Consider the following 22,908-nt stretch of genomic DNA (forward strand, 5'->3'; position numbering starts at 1 on the left):
TATCTGCACCAAGGTCAAAATGGTTTCCCGCGTTCGCGAGAATGACGAGGGAGACGGCGAGAACGGCGGGGGGTACGGCAAGAATGACGAGGGGGACGGCGAGAATGGCGAGAGGTCAGGCCCCCGCGTTAGCGGGGGCCTCTCCTTGCCGTATCACCCCTCCGCAATCAACTCCCGCAACACAAAGTGCAATATCCCACCAGCCTTGAAGTAGTCGATCTCGTTGCGTGTATCTATCCGGCACAACACGTCAAACTCGACCTTCTCGCCACCCTCTTTGGTGGCGACCATCTTCAGGGTCTGGCCGGGCTTGAGGTCGTCGTTGATGCCCAGAATATCCACTTTCTCATGCCCATCCAGCCCCAGCGGCCCAACGCCTTGGCCATCCTTGAACTGCAGCGGCAGCACGCCCATGCCGACCAGATTCGAGCGGTGGATGCGTTCGAAGCTTTCCGCGATCACGGCTTTCACGCCCAGCAGATTGGTGCCCTTGGCGGCCCAGTCGCGGCTGGAGCCGGTGCCGTATTCCTTGCCGGCAAACACCACCAGCGGCGTGTTGTCCTGCTGGTAGCGCATGGCCGCGTCGTAAATTGCCATGCGCTCGCCAGTGGGCACGTGAATGGTGTCGCCGCCCTCTTCGCCGCCCATCATCCGGTTGCGGATACGGATATTGGCGAAGGTGCCGCGCATCATTATCTCGTGATTGCCGCGACGTGAGCCGTAGGAGTTGAAATCCTCTGGCTCAACGCCCAGCTCCTGCAGATAACGCCCTGCCGGTGAACTGCCCTTGATGTTGCCCGCCGGGGAGATATGGTCGGTGGTGATCGAGTCGCCGAATACCGCCAGCACACTCGCCTGATCGACCGGCTCGAGGGGCTGCAGGGGTTGGTCTATCTGCTCGAAATAGGGTGGATTCTTCACGTAGGTGGACTCGTCCAGCCACTTGTAGGTAGCACCTTCGGCCACACTGATCGACTGCCAGTGCGCATCACCGCTGAACACGTCGGCATAACGCTCGCGATACATCGAGTCCTCGACCATCGCCACGGCCTCGGCGATCTCGGCGTTGCTCGGCCACAAATCCTTGAGGTAGACGGGCTTGTTGTCGTTGTCCAGACCCAGCGGTTCCTCAAGAAGATTCATGCGCGTATTACCCGCCAGTGCATAAGCCACCACCAGCGGCGGCGAAGCCAGCCAGTTGGCTTTGACCTGGGGATGCACGCGACCTTCAAAGTTGCGGTTACCGGACAGCACTGCCGACACCACCAGGTCATGCTCGGTCACTGCCAGCGCGACTTCCGGCGGCAACGGGCCCGAGTTACCGATACAGGTGGTGCAGCCATAACCCACCAGGTTGAAACCCAAGGCATTCAGCGGCTCGGTCAGGCCGGCCTTTTCCAGATAATCGGTCACTACCTTGGAGCCCGGCGCCAGCGACGTCTTGACCCAGGGCTTGCGCATTACGCCCCGCTCGACCGCCTTCTTTGCCAGCAGCCCCGCCGCCATCATCACACTGGGGTTGGACGTGTTGGTGCAGGAGGTAATCGCCGCAATCACCACAGCGCCGTGACTGATCTCATGCTCTTCGCCATCAATGGTGATGCTCGCGCCTGTGCTAGGGCCGCCCACGGCAACCCCACCGCCACCTTCGGTTTCCAGGCGCGATTGGGCTTCATCAGCAGGTCGCAATACCAGATCCATCAGTTTGTCGAAGGCTGAATGCACCTCACCCAGGGCCACGCGGTCCTGCGGGCGACGGGGGCCGGCCAAGCTGGGCTCGACGGTGTTCAGATCCAGCTCCAGGCTGGCGGTAAACTCAGGCTCGGCACCGGGCTCGCGCCACATGCCCTGGGCCTTGGCGTAGGCCTCCACGCGGGCGACGATCTCATCCGTGCGGCCGGTCAGACGCAGATAACGGATGGTTTCATCATCGATCGGAAAGAAGCCACAGGTAGCGCCATATTCCGGCGCCATGTTGGCAATGGTCGCGCGGTCGGCCAGGGGCAGATCGGCCAGGCCGTCGCCATAGAACTCCACAAACTTGCCGACCACACCCTGTGCGCGCAGCATCTGGGTCACGGTCAGCACCAGGTCGGTTGCGGTCATGCCTTCGCGCATCTTGCCGCTGAGCTTGAAGCCCACCACCTCGGGAATCAGCATCGACACCGGCTGGCCGAGCATTGCGGCCTCTGCCTCGATACCACCGACACCCCAGCCCAGCACACCCAGGCCGTTGATCATGGTGGTGTGCGAATCGGTGCCCACCAGCGTATCTGGATAAGCCCACTGCTCGCCATTCACCTCACTGGCCCACACGCTCTGGCCCAGATACTCCAGGTTCACCTGGTGACAGATGCCAGTACCCGGTGGTACCACACGGAAGTTGTCAAACGCCTTCTGGCCCCAGCGCAAAAACTCGTAGCGCTCGCCGTTACGCTGCATTTCGATTTCGACGTTCTCTTCAAACGCCTCAGGGTCACCAAAGTGATCGACCATCACCGAGTGGTCAATCACCAGATCCACCGGCGACAAAGGATTGATCCGTTGCGGATCGCCGCCGGCCCGCGCCACGGCATCACGCATGGCCGCCAGGTCGACAACAGCCGGCACACCGGTGAAGTCCTGCATTAGCACCCGCGCCGGACGATACTGGATCTCGCGATCAGAACTGCGGGTCTTCAGCCAGTCCGCCACGGCATGAATGTCATCGGGGGTAACGGTGACGCCGTCTTCGTGGCGCAACAGGTTTTCCAGCAGCACCTTCAGCGACACCGGCAGCCGGGTCAGATCACCGAGCTGCTCCGCCGCCTTGGGCAGCGAATGATAATGGTAGGTGGTATCGCCTACCTGCAGGGTATCGCGGGTGTTCAAACTGTTACCCGAGCTCTTGGCTTCAGACATTACATGACCTCCGTTGAGCGCGTCCGCAAATGGCAGACCGCTTTCTTTGCTATGCTTCTACCCTAGATGGCTCAAGTAAGAGACGCAAACTTGAGCCCCGCTGATTGTGCGTTATCTTTAAAGAAAACAGTCGCTGCGTCGATAACACCTATATACACCCAAGCATAGCCAAAATAAGCCCGCAAAGGGCACTCGCTCGTACCAGGACAGCCAACCATGCGTAACAACCAGCCCGTCACCCAGCGTGAAAAAACCTTCAGCGCCGACCAGAGGTTGATCTCCACCACCGACCTCAAGGGCAAGATCACCTATTGCAACGAAGCCTTTGTGGCCGTCAGCGGCTATGAACACGAGGAACTCATCGGCAGCCCGCACAATATGGTTCGCCACCCAGACACCCCCGCCGCCGTGTTCGCGCATATGTGGGCCGACATCAGTGCTGGCAGAAGCTGGATGGGGATCGTCAAGAATCGTTGCAAGAATGGTGATCACTACTGGGTCAACGCCTTTGTCACACCCATCTGGGAAGGCGGCAAGGCAGTCGGCTACGAGTCCGTGCGGGTAAAGACCACAGCCAATCAGGTACAACGTGCCGAAGCCTTATACCGCCGCCTGAATAAGGGCAAAAGCGCCACCACGCCAGACCTTGCCGGTATGGCAGCGGACGTTATCCCGGTGGTGGTCATTGCCGCTGCGGCCGGTGTTGCGGGCCTGATGTTTGGCGGTTGGGGCGTTGTTGCTGCTGCGGCCGTAGCCATACCCGCGGCATTCGCCCTGCGCGCCTGGTACGACCAGCACCTGCAACGGCTTCTCAAGGTGGCCGACAACAGCATTACCGATCCCCTGCTGGCCGTCATGTATACGCCCTACAAGGGCGCCCTTGGCCAGCTCGAGATGGCCCTGCACAGCCAGCAGGCGCGCCTGCAGACCTGTCTCACACGCGTGCTGGACAGCGCCGAGCACCTGGGCACACAGGCCCGGGAAGCGAGTCAATTGGCCGAGCAGAGTCATAGCGGCATCAACCAGCAGCGCTCGGAAACAGACATGGTGGCCACGGCGATCAACGAGATGGCCTCCGCCACCCAGGAAGTTTCCAGCAATGCCCAGCGCACCGCAGATGCTACGCGCGATGCAAACAACCTGGCCGAGGTCGGCAAATCAGTCGTCGCCAAAACCCGCGAGGCCATCGAAATCCTCTCCGAGTCGGTCAGCTCCGCCGCGAGCGTATCCTCACAGCTGGCCAGCGACACCCAGGAAATCGGCAAGGTAGTGGATGTCATCAAGGGCATTGCCGAGCAGACCAACCTGCTCGCCCTCAACGCCGCCATCGAAGCCGCACGGGCCGGTGAACAGGGCCGCGGCTTTGCGGTAGTGGCCGATGAGGTACGCGCCCTGGCCAGCCGCACCGCTGACTCGACCGGTCAGATTCACAGCCTGATTGAAAACCTGCAGACCGCCGCCAAACGCGCAGTCGACGCCATGCGTGCCGGACACGAGCAGGCCGATCACGGGGTAACGCAGGTTATCGAAGCAGACGAAGCCCTGGATGGCATCCGCGAAGCCATCGGGCGTATCAACGACATGACCGACCAGATCGCCAGCGCCGCAGAAGAACAAAGCTCTGTAGCCGAGGAGATCAACCGCAACGTCACCAACATAGCCGGCCTGTCCGACAACAACGCCACCCAGGCCCAGCGCAGCGCCTACCTGAGCGGCGAACTGGCCCATACCGCCGAGCGTCAGACGGCATTAGTGGAGCGATTCAGCAAACGTTGAGGGCGCTGCCATAAGCGCGCTGCGGTGATAGACTCCCTGCTTTGCATACATATCAAGGGAAATCACCATGTGCGGAATCGTCGGCGCTATTGCTCAGCGGAACATCACTCCAATCCTGATGGAGGGGCTGCGCCGGCTCGAGTACCGCGGCTATGATTCCGCAGGGATAGCAGTGCTTACTGACGACGGTAGCGACAAGCATGGATCAATGCTGCGAGTGCGCGCCGTCGGCAAGGTCGTGGAGCTCGAGAACGCCTTGGCGGCCACACCGGCCCATGGCCATCTCGGCATCGCCCACACCCGCTGGGCCACCCACGGCAAGCCCGCTGAACGCAATGCCCACCCGCATATTTCCGGCAGTCTGGCAGTAGTACACAACGGCATCATCGAAAACCACGGCCCGCTGCGCAAGAAGCTGGTTGCCCTGGGCTATGAATTCGTTTCAGAAACCGATACCGAAGTGGTAGCCCATCTGGTCGCCCACTACTACAGCGAAACCCAGGATCTTCTAGGCGCTTTCCGCACCGCCCTGAATGAACTGCACGGCGCTTATGCTCTGGCAATGATCCATGAAGACCAGCCGCAAACACTTTACTGCGCCCGCATGGGCAGCCCGCTGGTAATCGGTGAAGGCAGTGGCGAGCACTACGTTGCATCCGACCCCCTGGCACTGCTGCAAGTTACCGACCGATTCCGTTACCTCGAAGAGGGCGATCATGCCCGCCTGACCAACACGCAATGCGAGATCTGGGACCGTGATAACAATACGGCTGTTCGCCCGGTAAAACGCTACGAACATGCCGCATTCAGCATGGAAAAGGGTGAATATCGGCACTTTATGCTCAAGGAAATTTTCGAGCAGCCTCAAGCCATCAGCGACACCCTTAGCGGCATACTGGCTAAAGATCACGTGCTCACAGCCATCCTGGGGCCGGACGCCGAAACCCGTTTGCACGAGATAGAGAATATTCACATTGTTGCCTGCGGTACCAGTTATCACGCCGGTCTGGTCGCGCGCTACTGGATCGAAGAGCAGGCTGACATGCCATGCAGCGTTGAAGTAGCCAGCGAATACCGCTACCGCACCGTTGTCGTACCCAAAAATACCTTGCTGATCACCATCTCTCAATCCGGCGAGACCGCCGACACCCTGGCCGCCCTGCGGTTTGCCAAGGATCAGGGCTACCTGGCTACCCTCGCCATCTGCAACGTGGCCGGCAGCTCACTGGTACGCGAGGCCGACTGGCGCCTGCTGACCCACGCTGGCCCGGAGATCGGCGTTGCCTCCACCAAGGCCTTCACCACGCAACTGGTCGCGCTATTGTGGCTGACTACCGCCCTCGCCCAGGTGCGCGGCAAGGACCCGGAGAGAATCGCCAGCAATGTTGCCGCGCTGCGTAAGCTGCCGCAGATAATCGAACAGGCCCTGTTGCTGGAATCACGTATTACTACCCTGGCAGAACGATTCGCAACCAAACACCACGCCCTCTTCCTCGGCCGCGGCACGCATTACCCGATCGCCATGGAAGGCGCGCTCAAGCTCAAGGAAATCTCCTACATCCACGCCGAAGCCTACGCCGCCGGCGAGCTCAAACACGGCCCCCTGGCCCTGGTGGATGAAGACATGCCCGTGGTCAGCGTCGCCCCCAGTGATGCCCTGCTGGAAAAACTCAAGTCCAACCTGGAAGAAGTCAGCGCCCGCGGCGGCCAGCTTATTACCTTCGCGTGTGAGACCGTCGACCAGAGTGAAGACAACAACCACGAAATGATCAGCCTGCCCTGGGTAGAAGACTGCATCTCCCCGATCCTCTACACCATCCCCCTGCAACTGCTGAGCTACCACGTGGCGCTGGTCAAGGGCACAGACGTAGACAAACCACGGAACCTGGCGAAGTCGGTGACTGTGGAGTAAGAAGGGAAAAGGCTGAAACCCGCTTTTTAAAACAATGGATCCCCGCGTTCGCGAGGATGACGGTGGAGGGAGAAAGCGTCATTCCTGCCCCCAACGTCATTCCCGCGAACGCGGGAAACCATTTTGACCTTCGCCCCTAATCAATGGGGTCTATCAATGGGGTCAGTCATTGATCCGCCAATAAATATTCCGGCAAGCGCCCATTGATCAAACGACTCTGACCCCATTGATCGCATTGATCGTTGATCGGATCGCTGACCCCATTGATCGCGCCTCCGCGAGGATGACGACTTCTCCCCCCCCACGTCATCCCCGCGAAGGCGGGGATCCATTTTGACCTTCTAAGTCAGTGGCCACTAACTCTTGCTATAACCCTGCGGATTACTCGATTGCCAGTGCCAGGAATCAGCACACATGGCTTCCAGGCCCAGCCTGGCTTGCCAGCCCAGTTCATCTGCTGCTAACGCCGGATCGGCATAACAGCTGGCAACGTCACCGGGTCGCCGGTCCACGATCTTGTAGGCCAGCTCCTTGCCGCAGGCTTTTTCAAACGCCTTGAGCATATCCAGTACCGAATAACCAATCCCGGTGCCCAGGTTGAAGGCTTTGATGCCGGGCTTGTTTTCCAGCCAACGCAAAGCCTGCAGGTGGCCGTCGGCCAGATCCTGTACGTGGATGTAATCGCGCACGCCGGTACCATCGGGCGTTGGATAATCACCGCCAAATACACTCAAATACTCACGACGACCAACAGCCACCTGGGCAATGTATGGCATCAGATTATTGGGGATATCAGATGGGTCTTCACCAATCATGCCGCTGGGATGAGCTCCAACCGGATTGAAATAACGCAGCAGGGCGATGTTCCAGTCCGCATCAGACACATGCAGATCACCCAGCATCTCTTCGATCATCAGCTTGGAGCGGCCATAGGGATTGGTCGCGCTGGTCGGAAAGTCCTCACGGATCGGCAGGCTTGCCGGGTCCCCGTAAACGGTTGCAGAAGAGCTGAACACGATGTTCTTCACACCCGCGCGCTGCATCGCCTCGCACAACACAACTGTGCCGCTGACGTTATTACGGTAATAGCGCATGGGCTGCGCCACCGACTCGCCAACAGCCTTGAGACCGGCAAAGTGGATCACCGCATCAATGCTGTGGCCAGCAAAGACCTCATCCAGCAGCGCAGCATCACTGATATCACCCGTCACATAGGGCACAGCCTGACCGGAGATTTGCTCCACACGGCGCAGCGCCTCCGGGGAGCTATTGCTGAAGTTGTCCAGCACGATGACCTTGTAGCCTGCCTCAAGCAGCTTGATACAGGTGTGGGTGCCGATGTAACCGGCACCGCCGGTTACAAGGATGGTCTGTTGCATTCCTGGCATGGTTGGCCTTCCTGAGTGCGTGTGCCAGAGAGTATAGCGAGCAAGCAGTTCTCTGTGCACCCAATGCTCAACCCCGCTTTCTCAAGAGCTAAATGGATCCCCGCCTTCGCGAGGATGACGGGAGTTTGAGAGCGCGGCGTTCGCGAGGATGACTGGGAGAGGTTCTCGAGAATGACCAGCCTCTCATCTAATGCCCGCCCTCCTCCCGCATCATCGTCAGAATCTGCCGCTCCATCGCAGCATATTCCGGGTGGCTGCGCAGATCTTCCCGGGTGTTGACGCTATCACTGGATTTGAAGGGTGGATGCAGAATGGTTTTTACCCGCCCCGGATGGCGCGAAAGAAAAACGATCTGGTCACCCAACAGCAACGCCTCCTCCACATCATGGGTCACCATCACCACGGTCATGCGTTCCTTGCGGATCACATCCAGCAGTAGCTCCTGCATCTGCCAGCGGGTTTCGGCATCCAGCGCGCCAAAGGGTTCGTCCATCAGCAACACCTTGGGCGTATTCGCCAAAGCCCGAGCCAGGGCAACGCGCTGGCGCATGCCCCCGGATAGCTGGTGCGGATACACATCGGCAAAGGCGCTCAACCCCACCCGCTCCAGAAAGTAATCCACGGTGCCTTCCTGCATGGCCAACACATCCCCATTGACGCGCAGCCCATAAGCAACGTTGTCGCGTACTTTCAACCACGGGAACGAGGTATAACCCTGAAAGACCATACCTCTGTCCCGGTGCGGTCCGCGCACGATCTCGCCATCCAGGCTTACCTGCCCGCTGGACGGGCGCTCCAGCCCGGCCATCATGCGCAACACCGTCGACTTGCCGCAACCGGATGGACCCAGCAGCACGCAGACTTGCCGCGCCGGCACGTCAAAGCTCACCCCTTCCACAGCCACCACCTGGCGGCCATGGTCGGAGAACACCTTACCCAGCTCGCGTACCTGCAAACCCTGCTGATTCACGTCCAGCTGCATGGCAGTCGCGCTCATTTTGCCTCCAGAGCCGCCTTCAGCGGAGCCAACTCCACGCCGGTAGTCCAGTCGTGCTTGCCATCAGCCAGCCCAAACTTCTGCCACCAGGCGTTGGTGGTATCCCAGTGCTCCACAATCTGGCCATTGGTCATACCCAGGGGCAAGTCACCTTCGGCCACACCCATGAAACGGCTCGCCTGCTCAAGATCAAAGACCATGATGCCGCCCTTGTAGATCTCGCCATCGGAGCCGATCACCATCTCCACATCGCTCACATCAAACTGGATCGCCTCGGCAATAATGCGATTACCTTCCTCGGGATTGGCCTTCCAGAAATCCACCGCCTTGAAGTAGGCCTCCATCGCCAGATTCGCCGCCTCGGGACGCTCGCTCAAAAATCCCGAGCTCATATACATGCCGTCGCCCAACAGCGCAGTACTGATCCAATCACCCTGGCTGGAATGGGCTACAACGCGGGCACCGGGCATATTCGCCAGCAGTTGGCTGCCGAAGGGTTCCCAGAGCTCAACGGCACTGACGCTGCCGCCAAGCATCGCGCCCACGGCCTCATCCATGATCACATTGACGAACTCCACCTGGTCGATGGCCACGCCGTTCTGTTCCAACCAGATACCCATGAAGATCTGTGTAAGACCGCCTTCCATCACCGCAATCTTTTTGCCGATCAAATCCTTGGCGCCGTCGATGCCAGGAGCAAGAATGATCTTGTCGGTGCCGTAGGAAGGGTTGGTGTAAGTCACCAGTTTGACCGGCACATCCTTGTCCACCGCGATCGGGCCGTACTCGACCGTGCTTGAAGTGATGTCCAACTGCCCGGCGCTCATCAGCGCAAAGCTTTCGTAAGGATCCTCGATAATGCTGATGTTCAGATCCAGTTCCGGCACCAGGTTCTTTTCCTTGGCGATAAACCAGAAGCCATAACCCGGCCAGGAGAACAGCGACACATTGACCTGTTCCTTGGCCTGCACCACCCCCGCCGCACACATCAGCGCCGCGCCCAGCACACAGCCCTTGGCTGCCTTGCTCCAGTCACTCAATTGCATGGTCGTTCTCCTAGATGAAAAAATCGTTGCCCCCAAAACCAAAACCAAAACCAAACCCAAACCCAAACCCAAAATGGATCCCCGCCTTCGCGAGGATGACGGGCTTCTGGGACCGTCGAGTTCCACCTCGATGAGCGCGCCCTCCCGGCTATCCCCCCCGCTGCCGCAAATACGGAAACATCAACCAGTGCAGCCCCCTGAAGGCCAGATCACACAAGAGGCCCAGTACCCCGATCACCACAATCCCCGCCATGATGTCGTCCACATGCACAAAGCGCCGGGCGCGCATCATCATCGCGCCGATGCCATCAGTGGCCGCAACAATCTCGGCGATCACCAGGTAGGTCCAGCTCACCGCCAGCATCTGCCGGCAGGTGTCAACAATCCCCGGCATCGCAGCCGGCATCACCACCGTCCAGAGAATCACCCGACGCGGCGCACCCAGAGTCTTGGAGGTCTCGATAAAATCCGTCGGCACCTGGCGCACCACATCACTGATCAAAGTAATCAGAAACCACACTACCCCGAGTATCAGTAACGCCACCTTCTGCTCATCCCCAGTCCCCAGCCACATCAGCAGCAGGGGGATAAACGCCGGCGCCGGCAAATAACGAAAGGCCGACACCAGGGGGTTGAAGAATGCGGCTATCAGCGGGAAGGCACCCATCAACACCCCAAGCGGCAAGGCAATAGCCAAGGCAACCGCAAAGCTGATCGCAATACGCCGCAAACTGCTCCACACATCCGCAATAAATCCGCGTTCCAGAAACAACTCGCGCAGCGCCTCCAGAACCTGCAAGGGCCCGGGAAAAAGCGGGCTTGGCGTACCTTTACCGGTGGCCGCTACATGCCAGAGCAGCATCAGACTGGCCCAGGCTACCACCCCCAGCGTCAGTTTCAGACCGGGCGTCACCGGCTGCTTGAAATCGAATCTCTCACTCACCGCAGCCAAAAGCTCCCGCATCAAATCCCCCTCAAAATGCCGTCAGAAACGACAGGGCATTCACGCCCACTGCTTGCCCGTCACGCACACTCTCACGCACGTCGACAGTGCCGTACTCTTCCGCAAGCACCCGCTCTACCCGATGCTGATGAAAGCTCTTCAACTGCCCCCACACACCCAACTGCTGCGGACAATTACCGCTGTAAATCTGCTGATGAAACGCCGGCAGCCGGTACCAGGCCATGTTCGGCTTGGTGTGGTGGGCATTGTGATAGGAGAAATTCAGCGCCAGCAGATTGACCCAGGGCCAGCGCTCGGAGAGCAGGTTGCTGTAGGTATTGGTCTCCTCGTATTCCCTATTGCCCTTGTAAGGCGGCTTCTGGTCCGGCGTATCCAGCGTGTAGAAAATCTCATAGTTGTGCTGAAAGCTGTCCATAAAGCGCAGAAAAGTCAGAAACAGGCAGTACGCCAAGGCATAGCCCAGAGCAGCCCAGGGCGCGAACCACAGCACCAGCGCAAACAGACTGAAACGCACCAGCGTGACCCGAATCACCCGCCCGCGCTGGGCACGCTTGCTCTCATAGATGAAGGGCGCGGCGATCAGCATCCCGTGCATCAACAACTCCACCGCCGGGATGTAGCACCACTCCAGCGCCCGCACCGCCTTGTGCAGACGCGGGCGCTGCAGCAACCAGGCGCGATAGTCGAACGCCACCGGCTCGCAGTTATCCACGTGATGGCGCATATGCTTGTAGCGCATGTCCTCGTAGGTGCCGTAGTTCGACCCCGTGATCACATTCATCCAGCGTCCGAGCCAGGTGTTGTGCTCCACCTTACGGCATAGCGCGTTATGCCCGCAGTCGTGCAGCAAATAGGCGGCAATCACCATGCCATGCGCCACCGCCAGAATCCCCAGCGGCACACTCCACCAGGCCTGCAACAACAACAGCGCCCAGCCACCGACGTAGGTCAGCAGCACGTAACCGATAGCCAGCGTATTTGGCACCATGCCCTCGTCCCGCCAGATACTCTTGTAAATCTGCATTACCAATGCCTCCTGTTGAAAATGTGTGAGCCGTCACTCCCTCGTGTTCACCGTCATTCCCGCGCACGCGGGAATCCATTTTGACCTTGCCCGGCTACGCGCACTGCAACCCACCAATGCACAAACCCGCTGCTTTACACCCTCAATGGATCCCCGCGTTCGCGAGGATGACGTTTGTTTGAGAGCGCGGTGCATTGGGTAAAGCCGCCGCACTCCTCCACACACCCCGTCCTTCCCGCGCACGCGGGAATCCCTTTTGACTTTTCCCCGTTGCGCGCACTGCGACCCACTCATGCACAAACCCGCTGCTTTACACCCTCAATGGATCCCCGCGTTCGCGAGGATGACGTTTGTTTGGGAGCGCGGTGCATTGGGTAAAGCCACCGCACTCCTCCACACACCCCGTCATTCCCGCGCACGCGGGAATCCATTTTGACTTTTCCCCGTTGCGCGCACTGCGACCCACTAATGCACAAACCCGCTGCTTTACACCCTCAATGGATCCCCGCGTTCGCGAGGATGACGGGGTGGGGGGATCCCCGCGTTCGCGAGGATGACGGGGAGTGGAAATCCGAAAACCGATCCCGCTGCCGCAATCCCACCCAACGATTCATCTCCCACAGATCCGCAATCGGCATACCGGTAAACGGCAGCTTGTGCAGGTACCCGTCCGGGCCGAATTCAGGGGTCATTGTCGTCACCTCGTAACCGCGGCGCGCCTGCGCCTCCCAGATCGCGTCCCAGCAGCGCTCGTGGGACACAAGTGCCTCTGCGTACTCAGGCGCTCGCGGATGCGGCACCTGCGGCCCCTGGTCGTAGCCCACCCGGCTGTGAATGTGGTGCGCCTGCTCGGCCACCTCGATAATGGTGTCCATCTCGCTGTCCATCAGCCGCTCACACACCACCACCCAATGACTGAAGTCACAGGTAATGCGCAGCTCCGGCAGCGCACGCAACACATCACGGGTTACCCAGGGATTAAAAAAGGAACGACCACGGTGGGTCTCGAAGCTGCACAGCACGCCATGCCGCTCAGCAAGGGCATGTGCCCGGCGAAAGAAATCGATCTGCACGTCCAGCGGCCAGGCATCGCAGCCGCCCATCACATTGCAGAAGCGGGGCTTGAGTAGCAGGCTGCGCTCGATCTTGGCCTCGAGCGAGGCCAGGTGATCCTCCGGCGTGGCGTGACGGTCTGGTACATAGCTACCCGTAGTGCAGATCTCGGCCACATAATCCAGGTTGTGGGCGGCGAGCACGCTGGCGAAAGCATCCAGCGCTGCATCGTCCTGCGGCGCCGGCGCCTCGATCCCGGCAAATCCGGCATCCACCGCAAGCAAAGCGGCTTCCTCCACACTACCGTCGTGCCCCCACAGGGTCTTGAACAGATCCAACCGCATAGTGCTGCTCCTGGCAATCTAAGATGCCAGAAACAAAGCAATCGTCATGCCATATAGGTGCAACTTTGCATAGGTTACTGTTTTACATGCCAATCGACATGTATAAACCCCGCAGCCTATTACGCAAGGGCCTGAACTCGTGCACCAGAGCAGAGCAGAGCGCCCCAATACGCACCCGATGATTGCGCCCAACACCGCAATCAAGCCTAATAAGGCAAACCGGAAAGCAGGCCCCAGCATGACCAAACGCTACACCATCGCCCACCGCACCAGAGCGGCCCAGGCTATTTTCGCCATCGACAGCTTCTGGGCTCAGACCTTCGCCGACACAGGACTCAGCGACCTGAACTATTGCGACCTCTTTACCCAGATGTGGCTGCAACGCAAAGAGGCACCGCCAGCCAAGACCGACCTCTACAACCTGATGCCCAATATCAGCCGCCGCACCGCCGTCAAATACGTGCAGAACGCCATAGACCGCGGCATGCTAGCCGAACAGGAATCCACCACCGACCGCCGCCTGCGCCTGGTCACCCTCACCCCTGCTGCGGCGAGCAAGGTTGAACGCTTTCTGGATCACACTTGTAGTAGTTTCAGTGAGGTGGGGAAGTAAGGCGCAGACAAGGCGGGCTTTAACCGTTTTGGGACCAAGCACGCACCATGTAATTATTTTGGATAAATATTAATGGTAGGAGCGGCCGCCTGGCCGCGAAGCAGCATGCACGGGCCCAACCCTTCCCGGCGGGGCCGCCGGTCCTACCATGTGCGCAGAGCAGCGCTAATAGCGCCGCTTGATGTCGCGGTAAAAGTTCTCATGTAAACCTAAGGCCATGAGCTCTAGAACGAGGGCGCCATCATCAAAGCTGTATCCCAGTAACGTCAGTTGCCTGTCCATCTTGAATTTATAGACACGCAGGAAAGAGAGGTCTCCCTTTTTCTGCTCCCCCAAATCGGGGTCAGCCATCAGAACTCTGACGGCCTCGTCGAGATCTTCTTTCTGATTAGCTTTAAGCTTTTTTACTGCTCGCTTGAAGGTCGGAGTCTGTATAACCCCCGTGGCTTTAACCAAAATCGTACGGCTCTAGCTTACCGGCTTCCCGTTCTGCTTTTGCAATGATGGCCTGCTTGACAAACTCATATGGTAGATCAGGATTGTCCTCCATCATTTCACCGATCTTCGCCCAATGTTCAATTTGCTTGGGCGGCGTTCGGTTAAACGCTTTAGCCATGATAGTTGCTTTCTCAACAAGGTCTTGATCCAAGCGTATGCTGCGGGTAGTCATTCCAATACCCTCCTAATGGACGTCTTCGACTATAGCGAAACATCACAAATGAGGCAAAAAGCTACAATTGAGGCAAGAGGCTACAATTGTGACAGAGCATCCTGACCCTTCCCGGCGGGGCCGCCTCGTCAAGCGCGCTCTTCTGCAACACTTTGGCCGAGATGGAACTCGGCCCTCCCAGATGCGCGCCCCTGGGACCGTCGAGTTCCACCTCGATGAGCGTGCTTTCCTCCAACACCGCAGCCCAAGATGAATCCCCGTCATCCTCGCGAACGCGGGGATCCATTTAGACCTTAACGAGGGTCTAAATCCCCCCAATCGCCTCAACCAACTTCGCCGTCTCCCGCTCCATCAACCCCTGGTCACCACGGCTCTCAACATTCAACCGAATAACCGGCTCGGTATTCGACGCCCGCAAGTTAAACCGCCAGTCCGCAAAACACACACTCACCCCATCAGTATGATCCACATCCAGCGCATCCGGCGCATACCGCGCCTCGATCGCCTTCAACACAGTAGGCGCGTCACTCACGGTCAGGTTGATCTCACCCGAAGACGGAAAGCGTGCAATCCGCTCATCCACCAACTCGGACATCGGCTTGCCCTTCACACACAGCAGCTCTGCCACCAAAAGCCAGGGAATCATCCCACTGTCGCAGTAGGCAAAATTACGGAAGTAATGGTGCGCACTCATCTCGCCACCGTACGCGGCATCCTCCTCGCGCATACGCTGCTTGATAAACGCATGCCCAGCCTTGGTCTGCACCGCCACCCCGCCGTTCTCTTCCACCTGCTCAACGGTATTCCATACCAAGCGAGGGTCATGAACGATCTTGGCGCCGGCTTCTTTCTGCAAGAAGGCCTCAGCCAGCAGACCAACGATGTAATACCCCTCAATAAACCGGCCCTGCTCATCAAACAAAAAGCACCGGTCAAAATCCCCATCCCAGGCAATGCCCATATCCGCACCGTGCTTCAACACCGCATCACTGGTCAGACTGCGGTTCTCGATCAGGATCGGATTGGGTATACCGTTAGGGAAAGTGCCATCCGGCTCGTGGCAGATCTTGATCATTTCCACCGGAATCTGCAGCCGCTTGAATGCCGCTTCCAGCGCATCAATAGCCGGGCCTGCCGCACCGTTACCCGCGTTCATCAGTAGCTTGAGCGGCGTGAAATTGGCAGGCTCGATATAGCCCATCAAGTGTTCGACGTAATCAGCGCGGGTGTCCACACGCTTGTAGGCACCGCGCTTGTCTTCGGGCACCGACGGATCACGACCATCCACCAGATCGAAACTCATGCCCTCGGCGAGCGTACGAATTTCCTTCAGACCGGTATCAGCCGAGATCGGTCGCGAACCCTCGCGTACCAGTTTCAAGCCGTTGTAGTCGATGGGATTGTGGGAAGCCGTCACCTCAACACCACCATCTACGCCCAGGTGGAAGGTAGCGAAGTACACCTCCTCAGTCCCGGCCAGGCCCAGATCCAATACATCAACGCCCTCATCACGCAGGCCATTGGTCAGAGCCGTCTTCAACGCCTCCGAACTTGCCCGCACATCGCCACCCAGTACGATCTGCTTAGGCTTGAGCCACTGGGCAAAGGCCCGGGCGATACGGTAGGACACGTTCTCGTCCAGTTGCGTGCCCAATTGGCCACGGATGTCATAGGCTTTGAAACAGGTGATCTCAGACATAAAATTCCATATTAAATTGATTGAAATCCTTTGCGCCGCATTGGCGCTCCCAGCAGGGCGCAAGTGTAACATTCTCCCGCCCCGGTAAAACGCACCCCAAAATCACAATGGATTCCCGCCTTCGCGGGAATGACGTGGTGGGGCCGGGCTCCCGCGCCCCCCTGCCAACCGTCATCCCCGCCACTACCCTCGTCATCCTCGCGAACGCGAGGATCCATTTTCGCGGTGCCTCGGGCAAGCACCGAAACCAACCGCAAACCCCGAAAGGTCAAAATGGATTCCCGCCTGCGCGGGAATGACGGGGTGTGGGGCGGATTCCCGCCTGCGCGGGAATGACGGGAGGGGGCGGGAATGACGTTCGAGTAGAGTCGTCATCCCCGCGACGACCTCGTCATCCCCGCCACTACCCCGTCATCCTCGCGAACGCGGGGATCCATTTTGATCTCGGTTTAATCCGTCATCCTCGCGAACGCGGGGAACCATTTTGACCTTGGGTCACCCCCGCAAAATCCTCTCCACCAACCCCGCAGTAGACCCGTCCGTCGCCCCACACTCCGCCCCGCGTAATCGCGCAAGCGTATCCACCGCAATCTTCTTGCCCATCTCCACCCCCCACTGGTCAAAGGGGTTGATGTCCCAGATCACCGACTGCACAAACACCTTGTGCTCATACAAGGCAATCAGCGCACCCATACTGCGCGGAGTCAGCTCATCCAGCAGCAGCGTCGAGCTCGGTTGATTACCGCGATACCGCTTCTCTGCCGGCATACTCTCGGCATCCACCAACGCAGCATCCCCCAACGCCAACAACCGCGACTGCGCCAGACAATTAGCCAACGCCAACTCATGCTGCGCCACCAACTCAGGCGCCGCAGCGTTATGGCGTTTTTCCAGGTACCGCCGGGCCGGCATGATGAAATCACAGGTCACCGCCTCGGTCCCCTGGTGCAGCAACTGATAAAACGCATGCTGCGCATTGGGCCCCACGTTGCCCCATACAATCGGACAGGTCGCCCACTGCACCTTTTCACCCGAGCGCGTCACGCTCTTGCCATTGGACTCCATCTCCAACTGCTCAAGGTAATTGGGCAGTTCCTTCATCCGCCCGTCATAGGGCAGGATCGCGTGGGCGTTAATACCCAGCACATTGGTATTCCACACCCCCACCATACCCATCAGCACCGGCAGGTTCTCCAGCCAGGGTGCCGACTTGAAATGTTCATCCATCTCATGGGCGCCCGCGAGCAACTCCCTGAAGCCGTCCATGCCAATACTCAACGCAATCGGCAGGCCAATGGTCGACCAGAGCGAGTAGCGACCACCCACCCAGTCCCATAACTTCATCTGGTTTTGCTCGGCCACACCCCACTCGGTCATCTTGGCCACGGCAGAAGATACCGCCACAAAATGACAATCCAGCAATCCCTCCCGATTACCCAGTTCACGTTGCAGCCAGTGCCGCGCCGTCTCCGCATTGCTCAGGGTATCGATGGTAGAGAAGGACTTGGACGAAATCACAAACAGCGTCGAATGCGCACTCACCCGCCGCAGCAGCTGGGAAAGCTGGCTGCCATCCATCGTCGAGGCAAAATGCACCCGTAATGGCGATGCGGTCTGTTTACGCGAATCAGTCAAGGCTTCGGTCATCATCAGCGGCCCCAGGTCAGAGCCGCCCACACCAATATTGATGACATCGGTAACCACCTCCCCCGTCGCCCCCCGCCACTGCCCCGCTCTTATCTGATTCACAATGGCTTCCATACGGTCCAGCTCCGCATGCACCTGTGCCGCCACATCAACGCCGTCAACGTCACACTCAGCGCCAACCGGCAAACGCAACGCCCAGTGCATAGCTGCGCGCCCTTCGCTATCGTTCACCCGCTCACCGCCAAACAGCCTGGCAATCCAGCTATCCAGCCGCTGCTCCCTGGCCACATCCATCAAATAGCCAAGAGTCTGCTCTTCAATACGCTGCTTGGAGATATCCAGCACCAGGGGGCCACACTCACGGGTCAACCGCTTAAAGCGTCGCGAGTCGGCAGCAAAGATGTCAGCCAGATGCTTACCGCACATCGCATCGCCATGCGCTAACAAAGCCTGCCAGCTCTGCGACATCCCCGCCCGGTCCTGCATATCGACAATCATCAGCGCCGCCCTATGCCGTAATACTCAAACCCGCACTCCTTTATAAAGGCGGGCTCCCATACATTGCGGCCGTCCAGCAGTACCGGGGTATTCATCACTGCCTTGAGTCGAGCCAGGTCAGGGCTCCAGTAGGCCTTCCATTCGGTCACCAGCATCAGGGCGTCAGCACCATCCGCTGCTTCATAAGGATCGTCATGCAGCACCAGGTCATCACGCTCGCCCGCCCACTCGGCCAGCGCCGGCAATGCACGGGGGTCATGCACATGCACCTCCACACCCTGGGCCCAGAGCGCCTCGAGCAGTTTCAGTGAGGGCGCGTTATCGATACGGGTGGAGGTCGGCTTGAATGCCACGCCCCACATCGCCACCTTGCGGCCGCGCAAATGGGTGCCGTAGCGCTCCCACAACTTGCGAAACAGCACCTCTTTCTGGCGCTCATTGATCTGCAACACCTGATCCAGCAACTGCGGCTGCATGCCGCTGTGCTGCAGGGTACTCGCCAAACTCATCACATCACGGGAAAAGGCCTGCCCGCCAAAACCGCAACCAGGGTACAAGTAGGCATCGCCAATACGCTTGTCCGCACCCATACCCTGGCGCACCCGGTCGATATCCACATTCAGGTTATCCGCCAGGTTGGCCATATCGTTCATATAGCTCAAACGCGTTGCCAACATCCCGTTGATGGCCAACTTGGTAAACTCCGCTTCCCGCGGTTGCATCAGCATGATCGCGTTGCGGCGCCGATTGAACGGCCGCAAAAGCTCAGAGACGAGATTGCGTGCCCAATCAACGTCCGTACCCAACAACCAGCGATCCGCACGCATAAATCCGGCAATAGCATCACCTTCCGTCAGCAGGTCCGGCAGGCTGACCGCCGCACAGGTATTTTGCCCGCCAGCGCAACGGGCTTGCAGGCTAGCCTGCAATGCCTCGGTACTGCCCACAGGAAAGGTAGACTGATTGACTACCAACCAGTCACGACCTGCGTTCAGTGGCAGCTGTTGAATAATGCCGTGGGCCTCGTGCAGAAGGTCCGGACTCAATGCCAGCCAGACAACAGCGCTGCGCTCGCCGGGCAGATCAGTGATGCCCGCAAAATCCAGGCGCTTTGCCTGCACCTGTTCAGCGATCATGGCGGCCAGGCCAGGCTCGCGATAAGGGCAATTCCCTGTCCTGAGTCCGTCCGCCATTTGTGCATCTGCAAGGTGCAGTCGCACAGTATTACCGCTGGAAGCCAAAGCCGCAGCGCTAACCAGTGCACAAAGGGTGTCGCCGTAAACATCAAGATTCATTGTCAGCACCTGCAAAAAACGTGATGCCCGTCCCGGAATACCGTACTAGAGCTTCCTATCTGACCCCCGACGAAAAAACAGTTCCCTCTAAAAACCCACCCTATTACGGCAAGTTAGGCAAGTCATCCAAATTTCATCTTAACTCGGCACCCTATGTCGGCGTAGAATATGCATTGCATCACGTGACACGACAATCTGGCAGCCCGTTTTCAGGAAATCGACACTAAATCCTGGGGCGGTAGCGTGTCTGAAGCACCATTTATGTGCGCGTTATAGTCTTGACCGCACAGCGAACGACCACTACATTCAAAGCGCTACAGGCATGAAAGCGCCGCAACGCAGAGCCCGATTTCATACATGTTCAAATCCATCCTTGTTGTATGCGTTGGCAACATATGCCGTAGCCCCATGGCCGAAGCCATGCTGCTCGAGCAATGCCGTACCAAAGGCATCAAGGTCGCTTCTGCAGGTGTCGGCGCTCTGGTCGGCAAACCCATGGATGCCACAGCCCTGGAGATTCTTCAGGAAAACGGCCTGGACCACCCCACCCACCAGGCCCGTCAGTTAACACGCGAAATAGCACACCAATACGATTTAATCCTGACCATGGAGCCGCGCCATGTGCACGATATTCTGCGCATCGCACCCGAGGCGCGCGGCAAAACCTTTCTGCTCGGCAAATGGCAATCAGACAAGCCCATACCCGACCCATACCGTCAACAACGACCCGCTTTCGAGCACGTATACAAACTGATCAGCGAAGGCACTGCCAGCTGGTCAAAGCACCTGTAACCTCATTCCATATTGATCGACTGCCAAAGGGCCTACATGCAAAACAATACACCCCCGGTTCAAGACCACCGCGATGATGACGAGATTGACCTGCTCACCCTGCTGGGAGCCTTGATAGACGGCAAGTGGATAATAATAGGCTTCACGGTCCTGTTCGCAATCATTGGCGTGGCCTATGCCCTGCTGGCCACACCCATCTACCAGGCCAACGCTCTGCTGCAGATAGAAGAAAAGTCGCCCAGCATGACCGGCTTGAGTGAAATCTCAGAGATGTTCGGCAGCACACCTGTAGCCGTCACTGAAATTGAGCTGCTCAAGTCCCGCACCGTCATTGGCCAGGCAGTAGAGAACCTCAAGCTCGATATCGTCGCTGAGCCCAAATACTTCCCCGGCATTGGCAACTGGGCAGCCCGCCGCTACCAGCGCAATGAGGCTAACGAAGTCGCAGAGCCTTGGCTCGGCCTGGACTCCTTTGCCTGGGGTGGTGAAGAGCTGGATATCTTCCAACTGGAAGTACCACCCGGCTATCTGGGCAAAACCCTGATTCTCACCGCACAGGAAGCAGGCACCTTTACCCTTCAAGATCAGGACGGTGTGCTGCTGATAGAGGGCAACACCCTGGAGCAGATTGACCGGGACGGCTTCAAGATTCAGGTGCAGGCCCTGGTAGCCCGCCCGGGCACCGAGTTTCTGATTACCAAGCACCGCATGCTCAACAGCATCATCTCCTATCAACAAGAACTGGGCGCAAGCGAAAAAGGCAAGGATTCCGGCATTATCAGCCTGAGCATGCAGCATGAAAGCCCCGCCCAGGCCACACGCATCCTGAATGAAGTCAGCCGCCTGTACGTACTCCAGAACGTAGCCCGCAACTCGGCCGAGGCAGCCCAAAGCCTGGAGTTTATCCGCGAACAGCTCCCCGTCGTACGCCAGGAGCTGGAACGCTATGAACAAGCATTGAACGAATACCAGATCAGCACCCAGTCCGTAGACATCACCATCGAGACACAGGCCATACTCGACCAGATCGTCGAGCTCGACACCATGATCTCCGAACTCAATCTGCGCCGCGCCGAGATGGAGCGCCGCTTCACCCGTGAGCACCCCAACTACCAGGCCATGCTGGTACAGATGCAGCAATTGGAGCGCCAAAAGGCAGACCTGGAAGCACGCGTTGGCGACCTTCCCTCCACCCAGCAGGAGCTGCTTCGCCTCAAACGTGACGTAGCCGTAACCACGGAAATTTACACCGCCCTGCTCAACAGCTCACAGGAGCTGGACGTATTGCGGGCAGGCACAGTCGGCAACGTGCGCATCATCGATGAAGCAGCAGCCAATGTGGAAGAGCCCGTCAAGCCCAAGAAGGCATTGATCGCTATTGTCGCCACCCTGCTCGGCGGCTTTATCGGCGTCGCTCTGGTGCTACTGCGCCACGCTATGAACCGCGGCGTGGAAGACCCGGACGTGATCGAAAACCTTGGCTTGCCGGTATATGCAGCAATCCCCTTCAGCAAAGATCAGGAAGTGCTGGAGAAATACACTAAAGGCCGTAACCGCGATGCCTATAGCGGCTCCTTGCTATTGGCCATTAGCAACCCCGCAGACCTGTCCGTAGAGTCCCTGCGCAGCCTGCGTACCAGCCTGCACTTCGCGCGGCTGGAGGCCAAGAACAACATCCTGATGATCTCAGGCCCAAGTCCATCGGTGGGCAAATCATTCGTATCGGTAAACCTGGCAGCCATCATCGCCCAGGCCGGCCAAAAGGTACTGTTGATCGACGGCGACATGCGCAAAGGCTATCTGAACAAGATGTTCCGCATGGCTCCAGAGAACGGCCTGTCTGAACTGCTCTCCGCCCGCATCACCAGCAACGATGCGATCCACAGCACCGAGGTGGAAAACCTGTTCGTGGTACCACGCGGCCAGATCCCACCAAATCCATCAGAACTATTGATGCACGCCAACTTCAGCAGCTTCCTGGATAACGTCAAGGATGAGTACGACATGATCATCATCGACACCCCGCCGATACTGGCCGTGACCGACGCTGCCATCGTTGGCCGCCAGGTGGGCATGTCATTGATCGTCACCCGTTTTGGCCTCAACTCCGCCAAGGAAATAGAAGTAACCAAGCGCCGCTTTGAGCAGAACGACATCCAGCTCAAGGGCGCCATTTTCAACGCCGTGGAAAAGAAAGCCAGCGCCTATGGTTACGGCAATTACGGTTACTACAATTACGAATACAAGTCCGACAAGAGTTGAGATCTTTAACAGGGCTAGCAGGTGCTA

At 58.6% G+C, this 22,908-nt stretch carries 17 protein-coding genes; 5 read left to right on the top strand and 12 right to left on the bottom strand.

Annotation, left to right across the window (positions count from 1 at the left end; genetic code table 11):
• Positions 1-153: 153 nt before the first annotated feature.
• Entirely contained in the window at positions 154-2,901 is a 2,748-nt protein-coding gene (acnA, locus tag FZF01_RS12515; RefSeq protein ID WP_150278534.1) for an aconitate hydratase AcnA, read from the bottom strand.
• 216 nt (positions 2,902-3,117) lie between these two features.
• Here acnA and FZF01_RS12520 point away from each other — a divergent pair, with 216 nt between their 5' ends.
• Together FZF01_RS12520 and glmS are read left to right on the top strand one after the other, a co-directional pair.
• Positions 3,118-4,677: a methyl-accepting chemotaxis protein gene (locus FZF01_RS12520; protein ID WP_150278535.1), complete on the top strand. Its 1,560-nt coding sequence runs from the start codon at positions 3,118-3,120 to the stop codon at positions 4,675-4,677.
• A 67-nt stretch (positions 4,678-4,744) separates the two neighbouring features.
• Positions 4,745-6,589 carry a glutamine--fructose-6-phosphate transaminase (isomerizing) gene (gene glmS / locus FZF01_RS12525; RefSeq protein ID WP_150278536.1) on the top strand — a complete coding sequence of 615 codons (1,845 nt, stop codon included), beginning with the start codon at positions 4,745-4,747 and terminating at the stop codon, positions 6,587-6,589.
• A 356-nt stretch (positions 6,590-6,945) separates the two neighbouring features.
• Here glmS and galE read toward each other — a convergent pair whose 3' ends face one another.
• The 6 genes from galE to FZF01_RS12555 form a co-directional block, all read right to left on the bottom strand.
• A complete protein-coding gene (galE, locus tag FZF01_RS12530; protein ID WP_150278685.1) occupies positions 6,946-7,968 on the bottom strand; it encodes a UDP-glucose 4-epimerase GalE in 1,023 nt (340 codons plus the stop codon).
• A gap of 196 nt (positions 7,969-8,164) precedes the next feature.
• Entirely contained in the window at positions 8,165-8,974 is an 810-nt protein-coding gene (locus tag FZF01_RS12535; RefSeq protein ID WP_150278537.1) for an ABC transporter ATP-binding protein, read from the bottom strand.
• A complete protein-coding gene (locus tag FZF01_RS12540) occupies positions 8,971-10,020 on the bottom strand; it encodes an ABC transporter substrate-binding protein (RefSeq protein WP_223825507.1) in 1,050 nt (349 codons plus the stop codon). Before FZF01_RS12540 ends, FZF01_RS12535 begins: the two co-directional genes overlap by 4 nt.
• A gap of 148 nt (positions 10,021-10,168) precedes the next feature.
• The gene (locus FZF01_RS12545; RefSeq protein ID WP_150278538.1) at positions 10,169-10,984 is read right to left on the bottom strand and encodes an ABC transporter permease; all 816 of its coding nucleotides are present in this window, start codon (positions 10,982-10,984) and stop codon (positions 10,169-10,171) included.
• Between the two features lie 10 nt (positions 10,985-10,994).
• The gene (locus FZF01_RS12550; protein WP_150278539.1) at positions 10,995-12,008 is read right to left on the bottom strand and encodes a fatty acid desaturase; all 1,014 of its coding nucleotides are present in this window, start codon (positions 12,006-12,008) and stop codon (positions 10,995-10,997) included.
• 494 nt (positions 12,009-12,502) lie between these two features.
• Positions 12,503-13,405: a sugar phosphate isomerase/epimerase family protein gene (locus FZF01_RS12555; protein ID WP_150278540.1), complete on the bottom strand. Its 903-nt coding sequence runs from the start codon at positions 13,403-13,405 to the stop codon at positions 12,503-12,505.
• Between the two features lie 238 nt (positions 13,406-13,643).
• On the opposite strand from FZF01_RS12555, the gene FZF01_RS19600 reads away from it, so the two are divergent.
• Positions 13,644-14,018, top strand: a complete 375-nt coding sequence (locus FZF01_RS19600) for a hypothetical protein (protein ID WP_223825508.1) — start codon at positions 13,644-13,646, stop codon at positions 14,016-14,018.
• Between the two features lie 165 nt (positions 14,019-14,183).
• Here the strand turns inward: FZF01_RS19600 and FZF01_RS12565 are convergent, their stop codons facing one another.
• From FZF01_RS12565 to FZF01_RS12585, 5 genes are all read right to left on the bottom strand, one after another.
• Positions 14,184-14,474 (bottom strand): type II toxin-antitoxin system RelE/ParE family toxin, encoded by a 291-nt coding sequence (locus FZF01_RS12565; protein WP_150278541.1) that lies wholly within the window; start codon positions 14,472-14,474, stop codon positions 14,184-14,186.
• Entirely contained in the window at positions 14,467-14,688 is a 222-nt protein-coding gene (locus FZF01_RS12570; protein ID WP_150278542.1) for a TA system antitoxin ParD family protein, read from the bottom strand. The genes FZF01_RS12565 and FZF01_RS12570 overlap by 8 nt, the downstream gene beginning before the upstream one ends.
• Positions 14,689-14,992: 304 nt before the next feature.
• Complete coding sequence (locus tag FZF01_RS12575; protein ID WP_150278543.1) at positions 14,993-16,387, bottom strand: phosphohexomutase domain-containing protein; 1,395 nt, start codon at positions 16,385-16,387, stop codon at positions 14,993-14,995.
• 495 nt (positions 16,388-16,882) lie between these two features.
• Positions 16,883-18,532, bottom strand: coding sequence for a glucose-6-phosphate isomerase (gene pgi, locus FZF01_RS12580; protein ID WP_150278544.1), 1,650 nt, complete (start codon positions 18,530-18,532; stop codon positions 16,883-16,885).
• Complete coding sequence (locus FZF01_RS12585) at positions 18,532-19,827, bottom strand: UDP-glucose dehydrogenase family protein (protein ID WP_150278545.1); 1,296 nt, start codon at positions 19,825-19,827, stop codon at positions 18,532-18,534. The genes pgi and FZF01_RS12585 overlap by 1 nt, the downstream gene beginning before the upstream one ends.
• Before the next feature lie 357 nt (positions 19,828-20,184).
• Between FZF01_RS12585 and FZF01_RS12590 the strand changes: the two genes are divergently transcribed.
• Entirely contained in the window at positions 20,185-20,619 is a 435-nt protein-coding gene (locus tag FZF01_RS12590; protein ID WP_150278546.1) for a low molecular weight protein-tyrosine-phosphatase, read from the top strand.
• Positions 20,620-20,655: 36 nt separating this feature from the next.
• Positions 20,656-22,881: a polysaccharide biosynthesis tyrosine autokinase gene (locus tag FZF01_RS12595; protein ID WP_150278547.1), complete on the top strand. Its 2,226-nt coding sequence runs from the start codon at positions 20,656-20,658 to the stop codon at positions 22,879-22,881.
• The last annotated feature ends 27 nt before the right edge of the window (positions 22,882-22,908 follow it).

It is taken from the genome of Halopseudomonas salina, from assembly GCF_008641105.1.

Coding starts and splice junctions, on each gene's coding strand:
- FZF01_RS12535 (WP_150278537.1), bottom strand. CDS start 8,974: ATGAGCGCGACTGCCATGCAGCTGGACGTGAATCAGCAGGGTTTGCAG.
- FZF01_RS19600 (WP_223825508.1), top strand. CDS start 13,644: ATGACCAAACGCTACACCATCGCCCACCGCACCAGAGCGGCCCAGGCT.
- FZF01_RS12595 (WP_150278547.1), top strand. CDS start 20,656: ATGCAAAACAATACACCCCCGGTTCAAGACCACCGCGATGATGACGAG.
- galE (WP_150278685.1), bottom strand. CDS start 7,968: ATGCAACAGACCATCCTTGTAACCGGCGGTGCCGGTTACATCGGCACC.
- FZF01_RS12545 (WP_150278538.1), bottom strand. CDS start 10,984: ATGCGGGAGCTTTTGGCTGCGGTGAGTGAGAGATTCGATTTCAAGCAG.
- FZF01_RS12520 (WP_150278535.1), top strand. CDS start 3,118: ATGCGTAACAACCAGCCCGTCACCCAGCGTGAAAAAACCTTCAGCGCC.
- FZF01_RS12540 (WP_223825507.1), bottom strand. CDS start 10,020: ATGCAATTGAGTGACTGGAGCAAGGCAGCCAAGGGCTGTGTGCTGGGC.
- FZF01_RS12585 (WP_150278545.1), bottom strand. CDS start 19,827: ATGAATCTTGATGTTTACGGCGACACCCTTTGTGCACTGGTTAGCGCT.
- FZF01_RS12575 (WP_150278543.1), bottom strand. CDS start 16,387: ATGTCTGAGATCACCTGTTTCAAAGCCTATGACATCCGTGGCCAATTG.
- FZF01_RS12570 (WP_150278542.1), bottom strand. CDS start 14,688: ATGACTACCCGCAGCATACGCTTGGATCAAGACCTTGTTGAGAAAGCA.
- acnA (WP_150278534.1), bottom strand. CDS start 2,901: ATGTCTGAAGCCAAGAGCTCGGGTAACAGTTTGAACACCCGCGATACC.
- FZF01_RS12550 (WP_150278539.1), bottom strand. CDS start 12,008: ATGCAGATTTACAAGAGTATCTGGCGGGACGAGGGCATGGTGCCAAAT.
- FZF01_RS12590 (WP_150278546.1), top strand. CDS start 20,185: ATGTTCAAATCCATCCTTGTTGTATGCGTTGGCAACATATGCCGTAGC.
- FZF01_RS12555 (WP_150278540.1), bottom strand. CDS start 13,405: ATGCGGTTGGATCTGTTCAAGACCCTGTGGGGGCACGACGGTAGTGTG.
- glmS (WP_150278536.1), top strand. CDS start 4,745: ATGTGCGGAATCGTCGGCGCTATTGCTCAGCGGAACATCACTCCAATC.
- pgi (WP_150278544.1), bottom strand. CDS start 18,532: ATGATTGTCGATATGCAGGACCGGGCGGGGATGTCGCAGAGCTGGCAG.